Annotated in this window: 10 protein-coding genes; 7 read left to right on the top strand and 3 right to left on the bottom strand. The window is 67.1% G+C overall.

Features of this window, described 5'->3' with window-relative positions; all coding sequences use genetic code 11:
* The 7 genes from DESPIG_RS09605 to DESPIG_RS09635 form a co-directional block, all read left to right on the top strand.
* A partial coding sequence (locus tag DESPIG_RS09605; RefSeq protein ID WP_006008005.1) for a Jag family protein occupies positions 1-544 on the top strand: 544 nt, incomplete at its 5' end.
* A complete protein-coding gene (mnmE, locus tag DESPIG_RS09610) occupies positions 544-1,941 on the top strand; it encodes a tRNA uridine-5-carboxymethylaminomethyl(34) synthesis GTPase MnmE (protein ID WP_006008007.1) in 1,398 nt (465 codons plus the stop codon). The genes DESPIG_RS09605 and mnmE, both read left to right, overlap by 1 nt.
* Positions 1,942-2,017: 76 nt before the next feature.
* Positions 2,018-2,623, top strand: coding sequence for a 3'-5' exonuclease (locus tag DESPIG_RS09615; RefSeq protein WP_006008009.1), 606 nt, complete (start codon positions 2,018-2,020; stop codon positions 2,621-2,623).
* Positions 2,620-3,813, top strand: coding sequence for a GAK system CofD-like protein (locus tag DESPIG_RS09620; protein WP_006008011.1), 1,194 nt, complete (start codon positions 2,620-2,622; stop codon positions 3,811-3,813). Before DESPIG_RS09615 ends, DESPIG_RS09620 begins: the two co-directional genes overlap by 4 nt.
* The gene (locus tag DESPIG_RS09625) at positions 3,813-4,856 is read left to right on the top strand and encodes an RNA pseudouridine synthase (protein WP_006008013.1); all 1,044 of its coding nucleotides are present in this window, start codon (positions 3,813-3,815) and stop codon (positions 4,854-4,856) included. The genes DESPIG_RS09620 and DESPIG_RS09625 overlap by 1 nt, the downstream gene beginning before the upstream one ends.
* Positions 4,857-5,047: 191 nt before the next feature.
* Positions 5,048-5,677, top strand: coding sequence for a DUF47 domain-containing protein (locus DESPIG_RS09630; RefSeq protein ID WP_006008018.1), 630 nt, complete (start codon positions 5,048-5,050; stop codon positions 5,675-5,677).
* Positions 5,670-6,674, top strand: a complete 1,005-nt coding sequence (locus DESPIG_RS09635; RefSeq protein ID WP_006008020.1) for an inorganic phosphate transporter — start codon at positions 5,670-5,672, stop codon at positions 6,672-6,674. The genes DESPIG_RS09630 and DESPIG_RS09635 overlap by 8 nt, the downstream gene beginning before the upstream one ends.
* Positions 6,675-6,792: 118 nt before the next feature.
* Here the strand turns inward: DESPIG_RS09635 and DESPIG_RS09640 are convergent, their stop codons facing one another.
* The 3 genes from DESPIG_RS09640 to DESPIG_RS09650 all read right to left on the bottom strand — a co-directional run bounded on the left by DESPIG_RS09640 (position 6,793) and on the right by DESPIG_RS09650 (position 9,370).
* Positions 6,793-7,686 (bottom strand): DMT family transporter, encoded by an 894-nt coding sequence (locus tag DESPIG_RS09640; RefSeq protein ID WP_006008022.1) that lies wholly within the window; start codon positions 7,684-7,686, stop codon positions 6,793-6,795.
* Positions 7,687-7,809: 123 nt separating this feature from the next.
* Positions 7,810-8,724 (bottom strand): D-alanine--D-alanine ligase family protein, encoded by a 915-nt coding sequence (locus DESPIG_RS09645; protein ID WP_006008025.1) that lies wholly within the window; start codon positions 8,722-8,724, stop codon positions 7,810-7,812.
* Complete coding sequence (locus DESPIG_RS09650; protein WP_040369797.1) at positions 8,681-9,370, bottom strand: HD domain-containing protein; 690 nt, start codon at positions 9,368-9,370, stop codon at positions 8,681-8,683. Before DESPIG_RS09650 ends, DESPIG_RS09645 begins: the two co-directional genes overlap by 44 nt.
* Between the last annotated feature and the right edge of the window lie 168 nt (positions 9,371-9,538).

Consider the following 9,538-nt stretch of genomic DNA (forward strand, 5'->3'; position numbering starts at 1 on the left):
TGCCGAGAACACCGAAGACGTGCTGGACGAAGTGGAGGAGAGCCTGCCCTTCACCCCTGTGGAGGAACTGGATCCCCAGCGTCTCGAAGCCCTGACCAAGGAAGCCGTGCGCCAGCTCGTCCGTCCCATCGTGGGCGAGGAAGTGACGCTGGAAGTGACCGTGGCCGACGGCCGTGTGCGCGTGGCCGTGGACTGTGAGGAAGATTCCGGCCTGCTCATCGGACGCGAGGGCCAGACCCTGGCCTCCCTGCAGTATCTGGCTTCGCGCGTGGTCTCGCGCGGCATGAACGCCGCCGTGCGCGTGCAGCTGGATGCCGGCCGCTACCGCCAGCGCCAGGACGAGAAGCTGCGCGAGATGGCCCTGGCCCTGGCCGAAAAGGTGCGCCAGACCGGCCGCTCCTATTCCACCCGTCCGCTCAGTTCCTACCACCGCCGCATCGTGCATCTTTGCCTGCAGGATGCCGAGGAAGTGCAGACCCGCAGTTCCGGTGATGGTCCCATGAAGCGGGTCGTCATCATGCGCCGCCGTCCCGAGCGTTCCTGATGCCTACCATCGCCGCCATAGCCACGGCTCCCGGTGCGGGGGGCATCGGCATCGTCCGCATCTCCGGGCCGCAGTCCCGGGAGATCCTTTCCCGCATGTTCAGTCCCGCCTCGGCGAAGTTTTCGGGCTTCCGCCCCTGGGTGCTGCACCGCGGGCGCGCCCTCGACCATGAAGGCGCGCCTCTGGACGACGTACTGGCCGTGTTCATGCCCGGCCCGCGCACCTTCACCGGGGAGGACGTGGCCGAGATCCATTGCCACGGCGGTCCCTTCATCGTGCAGGCCATCCTGGAGACGGCCCTGCGTCTGGGGGCACGGGCCGCGGAGCGGGGCGAGTTCTCGCGCCGGGCCTTCGTCAACGGCCGCATGGACCTGAGCCAGGCCGAGGCCGTGGCGGAACTCATCGCCGCGCCTTCGCGCGAGGCCCTGCGCTACAGCCTCAATCGCCTGGACGGCCTGCTGGGCCGCAAGGTCACGGCCTTGCGCCAGCGGCTGGAAGAGCTGCGCGTGCAGATGAGCCTGGCCGTGGACTTTCCCGACGAAGAAGTGGAGTGCCTTGCTCCCGAAGCCTTCGCCGCCGTGGTGGAGGAGGTGGCCGCCGCCGTGCGCGGCCTGCTGACCGGCCAGCGTCGTGCGCAGGTCATGCAGCAGGGCGCCGTGGTGGTGCTGGCCGGTGCCGTCAATGCGGGCAAGTCCAGCCTGCTCAATGCCCTGCTGGGCCGCAACCGGGCCCTGGTCACGGACATCCCCGGCACCACGCGTGACTTTCTTGAAGAAAGCTGCCAGCTGGACGGGCTGCCCGTGCGCCTGACCGATACGGCGGGCCTGCGCGAGACCGACGAGAGCGTGGAAGAGATGGGCGTGGCCCTGAGCCGCCAGAAGGTGCGTCAGGCCGACGCCATCCTCCTGCTGGTGGACGGTGGCCGTCTGGGCCCTGCCGGGGCCGCTGCCGACATCTGCCCCGACGAGGCCGTGCGCGAAGTGCTGGAGCAGGCCGGCGACATCCCCGTGCTGCTGGTCTGGAACAAGGTGGATCTGGCCGAGCCCGCCGTCTGGCCGCCTGCCTGGGGCCATGGCCGCCCCTGCGTGCGCATCAGCGCCAGCACCGGCCACAACGTGGATACCCTGGCCCGCCGTCTGCGGGCCCTGCTGCTGGACGACGGCAGCCATACGCCGCCCTCCGACGGGCTGGCCCCCAACGCGCGCCAGTCGCTGGTGCTGGAGCGTGCCCTGCACGAACTGGACGCCCTGCTGGCCGACATCGCCGCCGGCAGCCCCTATGACTGCTGCTCCGTCCGTCTGGACGCCGCGGCGGCCCTGCTGGGCGAGGTCACCGGCCTGGACAGCCCGGAAGAGGTCTTGAACCGCGTCTTTTCAAGCTTTTGCATCGGCAAGTGATTTGTGTTATAGGAGGCAGGTATGCGCGTGCCGCAGGCGCGCGGTACCTCCCCTAGGACACAAACCCCCGAACGGCATGAATCTGGAAAGTCTGCGTCGCCGCCTGAGCAGCGACGAAATCAACGCTCTGCCCCTGTGCCATTACGAAGGGCCCATCCATCTGGTGCGCAGTCTGGAAGACTGGGAAAAAGCCCTGCCGGATCTGCAGCAGGAACAGGTGCTGGGCTTCGATACCGAGACCCGTCCGTCCTTCCGCAAGGGCCGGGTCAACACCCCTTCCCTGGTGCAGCTGGCCACGGCCCGGGCCGTGTATCTGGTGCAGCTTTCCTGGTGGCCTTTCGGGCCCGAACTGGCGGGTCTGCTGGCTGACCCCGCGGTCATCAAGGCCGGGGTGGCCATCGGCGACGACATGCGCGAGCTGGCCCGTCTGTATCCTTTCAAGCCTGCGGGGATGGTGGATCTGGGCATGGTGGCCCGAGCCCACCAGCTGACCACGCAGGGCCTGCGCACCCTGGCCGCCAACCTGTTCGGGCAGCGCATCTCCAAGGGGCCCCAGTGTTCCAACTGGAGCGTTATGGAGCTGAGCAAGCGCCAGGTCATCTACGCCGCCACCGATGCCTGGATCGGCCGCGCCATCTACCTCAGGATGCGCGAACTGGGCATGACCGGAGAAGCGGCGTGAGCGTCCTGTTGCCCGCCCTCGGTCCCCGGTTGGTCTTCTTCACCGGCGGTACGGCCCTCAAGGGCCTGAGCCGCAGCCTTACCCGTTATACCCACAATTCCGTCCATCTGGTGACGCCCTTCGATTCGGGCGGCAGTTCCGCCGCCCTGCGCGAAGCCTTTGCCCTGCCCGCTGTGGGGGACATCCGCAACCGCCTGGCCGCTCTGGCCGACAGCATGATCCCGCAGAGCGTGCTGGACTTTTGGGAGATGCGCCTGCCTGCGGAAGGGGATTCCGAGGCCCTGCGCGCCCGTCTGCGTGCCATGGGCAGCGCCGGGCATCCCTGCTGGCGTCCCCTGCCGTCGGTCATGGCCGATGTGATGCGGGTGCATCTGGGCTATTTCCTGGAGCGCATGCCCGACGATTTCCGCCCCCAGAAAGCCAGCATGGGCAACCTGCTGCTTGCCGGGGGCTATCTGCATTTCCAGCGCAATTTCACGCCGGTGCTGAGCCTGTTCAGCCGTCTTTTGCAGGTGCGCGGCGTGGTCCTGCCCATCGTCAACGCCTGCCTGCATCTGGCTGCCGAGCTGGCCGACGGTTCCGTCCTGGTGGGGCAGCACCACTTCTGCCGCCTGACCCAGCCGGTGCGGCGTCTCTATCTCACGGTCCATGAACCGGGGCGCACCTCCACGGCCCTCACGCCCTGCCGTCCGCCCCTGTCCGCCACGGCGGCCACCTATCTGCAAAGCGCCGGGGCCATCTGTTATCCCATGGGCAGCTTCTACACCAGCGTGCTCTCCAACCTGCTGCCCGACGGCGTGGGCCGTGCCGTGGCCGCGGCGCGCTGCCCCAAGATCTACATCCCCAATTCCGGCAAGGATACCGAGGCCCAGGGCCTGACCCTCACCGCCCAGGTGGACATGCTGCTGCGTCACCTGCAACAGGACGCACCGCAGGCGGGCCCCGGCGATCTGCTGCATGCCGTGCTGCTGGACAGCCGTCACGGCCGTTACCCCGGCGGCATCGAATGGAAGGAACTGGAACGCCGCGGCATCGAGGTGGTGGACCGGGAGATGGTCTGCCCGGACGACCCGCAGCACCACGACCCCGAACGGACGTCCGTGGCCCTGCTGGAGCTGGTGGAAGAGCTGCGTGCTCGTGAACGTGCCCCGGAAGCGGGGACTGCCGCCTTTTCGGAAGAGGATGCCTGATGGACGCCCCGCACCACACCTGTCATGTGGCCGATGCCGCCCTTGCCGGTCAGCGGCTGGACGCGGCCCTGGCCGTGGTACTGGAGGCCCTGGGCCAGCCCGTTCCCGGCCTGCGCGGCCGCCGTCGCCTGCTGGAAGAAGGGCGGGTGCGGGTCAACGGCCGTCAGGCCCCCGCTGCCTACCGTGTCCGTCAGGGCGACGGCATCAGCCTGTGTCCGGCCCTCCCGGAAGTTTTTTCCGATCCCGCTGCCGATGACGGGGACGCTCCCCGTGCCCTTTCCCGTCAGGGACGCTGGCAGGCCTTTTTCAAACCCGCCGGCTGGCACAGCGTCAGCCTGGCCGGGGGCGGGGGCCGCAGCCTCGAGGCCGCTATCCCTTCGCTGTGGGCCGAGGGCGCCGTCCCTCCGGCCTGGGCCCTGCTGCAACGCCTGGATGCCCGGACGTCGGGCATCGTCTGTGCCGCCGTGGCTGAGGATGAAGACAGCCTGGCCGCCACGGTGCGGGATTTCCGTCAGGCCGAGGCCGGGGGCCGCTGCTGCAAGGGCTATCTGGCCCTGCTGTCCGGTTCCCTGGAGCGGGAGGCCTGCGTGCGCCGGGCCCTGGACATGGCGCAGCGCCGTGTGGTCCGAGTGCTGGACAGCGAAGCCGCTGACGCCGCCCGCTGGACCTGGTTCCGTCCCCTGTACCACTGGCAGGGTGAGGCCTGCCATGCTTTCGCCCGCGAGCTGTGCCGACGTTTCTCGTTGTCCGTCCCGTCCCTGCCCGACAGTCTGACCCTGGCGGGCTGCACCATCCATCGGGGCGCCCGACACCAGATCCGGGCCCATGCCGCTGCCCTGGGCCATGCCTTGTGGCTGGATGGCCTGTATGCTTCCTCCCTGCCGCAGTCCCCCGAGGACGGGCAGGGAGCTTTTTTTCTGCACCACGGCGCCCTGCATCTGCCGGAGGCCCGCTGGCTGCTGCCGCCTGACTGGCTGCCTGAGGGGGAAATCGCAGCAGCAGGCCGGAAATGGCTTGAAAACGATTTCATGGACACAGTATAATCACTGTAACGATAATAAACAGATATCATTATCCATTGTAACAAAAGGCGGTACCCGCCCGGGAACACGCATGCCGGGCGTACACGATAAGGAATGAAGTCAGGGGATTCCGGTAATGCTGTCTCATACGGCCGTCTGCCGCAGGGACAGGGAACCCCGTCCAGGGATCTTTCACATCAAGAGGAGGGCGCATGTTCGCATCCCTGCTTCCCAAGTCCGCTCCGTTCTTTGAAATGCTGCTGGAGCAAAACAGCCACTTGCGCCACATGTCGCGACTGCTGCTCGCCATGCTGGAGGACCTGTCCAAGATGGACGAGGGCCACAAGGAGATCGCCCTGATCGAGGAAGAGGCGGACAAGCTCCATGTGCGCATCATCCGCGACCTGTCGCAGACCTTCATCACGCCCATCGACCGTGAGGACATCCTGCGCATCAACCAGGAACAGGAAGAAGCCCTGGACGGCCTGCACACCCTGAGCACCCGTCTGCACATCTTCGAGTTCCCCACCATGCGCTTCCCGGCGGTGCAGCTGGTGCGCACCATCTGCTCCATGCTGGACCTGACCGGCGAGATGCTGGACGGCCTGACCCGGCGTGAGGACTGCCACAAGACGCGCGCCTTCCGCTACCTGCGCGGCGAGTGCGACATGCTGCTGGCCGTGGGACTGGCCGAGCTCATGGACGACCAGCAGGAGATCACCCCCGCCCGGCTCATGAACATCATGAAGTGGAGCCAGGCTTACGACCGCATCAGCTTGCTTCTGGAAAACGTCAACAATCTGGCTGAAACCATCGAAGAAGCGGTGCTGAAGAATGTTTGAGATCCCTCTCCTGCTCATTCTGATCGTCCTTGTCGCCCTGGTATTCGACTTTACCAACGGCGCGCACGACTGCGCCAATGCCATCGCCACCGTGGTCTCCACCAAGGTGGTCACGCCCCGCTTCGCCGTGGGCATGGCGGCCGCCCTCAACCTGGCCGGGGCCCTGCTGGGCACCGAGGTGGCCAAGACCCTCGGGGCGGGCCTGGTCCTGCCCGAAGTGGTGCAGGGCAGCCACATCCTGGTGCTGGCGGCCCTGCTGGGCGCCATCTTCTGGAACTGCCTCACCTGGTATTTCGGCATCCCCTCGTCGTCCTCCCATGCGCTCATCGGCGGCCTGGTGGGTGCTGCTCTGGCCCATGCCGGGCCCGAGGCCCTCAATTTTGCTGGCATCGTCAACAAGGTGCTGCTGCCGCTGGTGCTCTCGCCGCTGGCGGGCTTTGGGGTGGGCTTCCTCATCATGTGGCTCATCTACTGGATATTCGCACGGGTCATGCGCAGCAAGGTCAACCGCATCTTCCGCAAGATGCAGCTGGTGTCCGCGGCCTTCATGGCCACCAGCCACGGCCTCAATGACGCCCAGAAGACCATGGGCATCATCACCCTGGCCCTGTTCATCTTCGGCGAGATCGACGAGGTGGCCGTGCCCCTGTGGGTCAAGCTGGCCTGCGCCATGGCCATGGCCGCCGGTACGGCCATCGGCGGCTGGAAGATCGTCAAGACCATGGGCCACCGCATCTTCAAGCTGGAGCCCGTGCACGGCTTTGCCGCCGAAACGTCGGCCGCTCTGGTCATCTCCGGGGCATCCGTGCTGGGCGCGCCCGTGAGCACCACGCACACCATCTCGGCCTGCATCTTCGGTGTGGGCTCCACCAAGCGCCTTTCCGCCGTGCGCTGGACCGTGGCCGGACAGCTGGTCACGGCCTGGGTGCTGACCCTGCCCGCTGCGGCCACGGTGGGCTTTTGCTCCTACTGGCTGCTGCATCTGATCTGGAACTAAACGGGCACTGCCCCGCGGGTCCCGTTGCTGAAAAGCCCCGTGCTGTCGGTATGACGGCGCGGGGCTTTTGCTGTTTGGGGGGCAGGGGCCGTATCTCGGGCCTGCGGCCCGGCTGCGGTCAGGCTTTTTTGCGGTGCAGGGGCAGGCGGCCTTCGGAGATGACCAGGCCGAGGATGATGAGGGCCATGCCGGTAAGGGCCAGCCCGGTCAGGCGCTCGCCCAGCAAAAGGGTGGCGGTGATGACCGAGACCACGGGCACGGCATAGATGTACACGCTGGTCTTGATGGCGCCCAGGATGCGGATGGTGAAGTTCCAGGTGGCGAAGCACAGGGCCGAGGCGCCCAGGCCGAGGAAGAGCAGGTTGGCCAGCATCTCGGGCTGTGCCAGGCGCTCCAGGCCCCAGCGGAAACCGGACAGCGGCAGGGTGGGCAGCATGAAGATGAGGCCCCAGCAGAAGATGCGGCGGGTCACCTGCAAGGTATTGTAGCCGTAGTCGCCTATCTTGCGGGTCAGGATGGAATAGAACGCCCAGGTCAGGGCCGCCAGCAGGGCCAGGACATCGCCCAGCGGATTGAGCTGGAGCACGGCGTTGCTGTTGACGGCGATGCAGATGATGCCGGACATGGCGCAGACGAAGCCCACGAAAAAGCCGGGATGCAGGCTCTCGCCCAGGACGATGCGGGCCAGCAGGGCCGTCAGGAAGGGCGATATGCCCACCAGCACGCCCACGTTGGACGCCGTGCTGTAGCTCAGGGCGATGTTCTCCAGCAAAAAGTAGAGGGTCACGCCGCACAGGCCCGCCAGGGCAAAGGTCACTTCCCGGCGCCGGTCACGCACGTGCAGCAGGCGGGGACAGGCCAGCAGCAGGGCACAGGCCCCCAGCAGAAAGCGCAGGAAAAGGATCTCGATGGGCGCAAAGGCCTGCAGCAGCACCTTGGTGGAGGTGAAGGTGGCGCCCCAGATGAGGATGGTCAGGATGGCGGCCGCGTGAGCGGCGAGGGTGGGATTCATGGGGCTGCCTCCTTGGGCAGGCGTGCGCCGATGGCGCTCGAAACAGGGGCCCGGCACGGGCCGGAAACGAAAAAGCGCGCTACCCGGGGACAGCGCGCCTGAAGGCAGACAGTGGGGGCAGGATCAGGCTTTGGCGTGCTGTTCCATGCCCAGCTCGATGAGTTTTTCCAGCAGCTGGCCAAAGTCCATGCCCAGCTGGGCGGCCTCCTGCGGCACGAGGCTGGTGGGCGTCATGCCGGGCAGGGTGTTGACCTCCAGCAGGTGCAGGCTGTCGTCGGGGCCGAGGATGAAATCGGCGCGGCTGTAGCCCTTGAGGCCCAGGGCCTTGTGGGCGGCCAGGGCCAGGCGCTGCACCTCGGCGGTGACGGCCGGGGAAACGGGGGCGGGGCAGAGCTCGCGCGCGCCGCCGGTGGCGTACTTGCTCTCGTAGTCGAAGTAATCGCCCGCCACGGGCTCGATGAGGATGGGCGGCATGGCTTCCTCGCCCAGGATGCCGCAGGTGATCTCCTTGCCGGGCAGCTGGGGCTCGATGAGCACACCTTCACCGGCGGCGAAGATCTCGTCCATGATGGCATCCAGTTCCTGCCGGTTGGTGGCACGGCCCAGACGCAGGGAAGAACCGCCCGTGGTGGTCTTGACGAAGAGCGGCCAGGGCAGGCGCGGTTCCCAGCCTTCGGCGGGACGCACGGGCAGGAATTCCCAGTCGGCCGTGGGCAGGCCGGCCATGCGGAAGATCTGCTTGGCGGCGGCCTTGTTCAGGGCCAGGAAGGAGCCGGAAGGCCCGGAGCCCTGGTAGGGACAGTCGGCCTTTTCCAGCATGGCCTGCACCAGACCGTCCTCGCCCGGCGAACCGTGCAGGTTGATGAGGGCAAAGTCATGCTGCCGGGCGGTCTCCAGCAGCTCGTCGAAATTTTCCAGCAGGTCGAAGAAGGTCACGGCATGGCCGCGTTTGAGCAGGGCTTCCTGCATGCCGCGGGCACCGGTCAGAGAGACCTCACGCTCGCTGGACCAGCCGCCCGCTATCAAAAGAATCTTCATGGATGGCATACCCCAGATGCGCCTCGAAGGCGCGTTCGATACATTCGCCCTGCTGCCACGAAAGGCGGATGCCCTTGCGGGCCTTTTCCGTATGGCCGTAGCGCACCAGCAGGTCCTCATAGCGCTGGCGCAGGGGCACGCACTGGTCGTGCTTGACCCGCTTGTCAGCGTAGATCACGAAAAACGGGATGGAGAACAGGCGCTCGGGCTCCTGCTCCGGGACGGCCCAGGGCCAGTGGACGTGCAGCAGCACGCCCTGCGCCAAAGCGTGGTTGCGGGTCTCGGCCACTACCCAGCTGGCCCCCAGCTGGGCATGGCTGCCGCCGTGCAGGACGCTGTAGGTCTTGGCGATGTCGTGCAGCATGGCGCTGGCGCGCACAGCGGCCACATTGACCGGAAACCCGGCCGCGCGGGCCCGCTGGGCCAGTTCGGTGGCGATATGGGCCACCATGCGCGAATGGGCGCGGATATTGTCCAGCATGCCATATTTATCCCAAAGGGCCATACAGGCGGCATCGTCGGGGATGTTGCCTTGCGTGGGGGACTCCAGGGCCGGTTCGGGCAGGCAGGCCAGCGGGTGAACCAAAGGCCAGTCGCCGTTTTCCGGCGTGCCGATGACGGGAGTGGATGTGGTGAAGATGGACATGGCGGCAGTATGCCACCGGCCCGGGGGGAAGGCAACGTAAAAGAGGTCTGCCGCTGCGGCAGGAGTGAGGATGGGCGCTGCGCCGGGCGAGAGCCCGCGTGACGCGGAGGGCTGCCGTTCAATGAACGGCCGTTGCCCGGCATCCGGGCTGGTTCGCCTGCGCGGCGA

It is taken from the genome of Desulfovibrio piger ATCC 29098 (genome assembly GCF_000156375.1).
Classification (GTDB): domain Bacteria; phylum Desulfobacterota; class Desulfovibrionia; order Desulfovibrionales; family Desulfovibrionaceae; genus Desulfovibrio; species Desulfovibrio piger.

What these genes read in the sequence shown, in the direction of transcription:
- mnmE (WP_006008007.1), top strand. Translation starts at nt 544, where the DNA reads ATGCCTACCATCGCCGCCATAGCCACGGCTCCCGGTGCGGGGGGCATC.
- DESPIG_RS09615 (WP_006008009.1), top strand. Translation starts at nt 2,018, where the DNA reads ATGAATCTGGAAAGTCTGCGTCGCCGCCTGAGCAGCGACGAAATCAAC.
- DESPIG_RS09625 (WP_006008013.1), top strand. Translation starts at nt 3,813, where the DNA reads ATGGACGCCCCGCACCACACCTGTCATGTGGCCGATGCCGCCCTTGCC.
- DESPIG_RS09630 (WP_006008018.1), top strand. Translation starts at nt 5,048, where the DNA reads ATGTTCGCATCCCTGCTTCCCAAGTCCGCTCCGTTCTTTGAAATGCTG.
- DESPIG_RS09635 (WP_006008020.1), top strand. Translation starts at nt 5,670, where the DNA reads ATGTTTGAGATCCCTCTCCTGCTCATTCTGATCGTCCTTGTCGCCCTG.
- DESPIG_RS09640 (WP_006008022.1), bottom strand. Translation starts at nt 7,686, where the DNA reads ATGAATCCCACCCTCGCCGCTCACGCGGCCGCCATCCTGACCATCCTC.
- DESPIG_RS09645 (WP_006008025.1), bottom strand. Translation starts at nt 8,724, where the DNA reads ATGAAGATTCTTTTGATAGCGGGCGGCTGGTCCAGCGAGCGTGAGGTC.
- DESPIG_RS09650 (WP_040369797.1), bottom strand. Translation starts at nt 9,370, where the DNA reads ATGTCCATCTTCACCACATCCACTCCCGTCATCGGCACGCCGGAAAAC.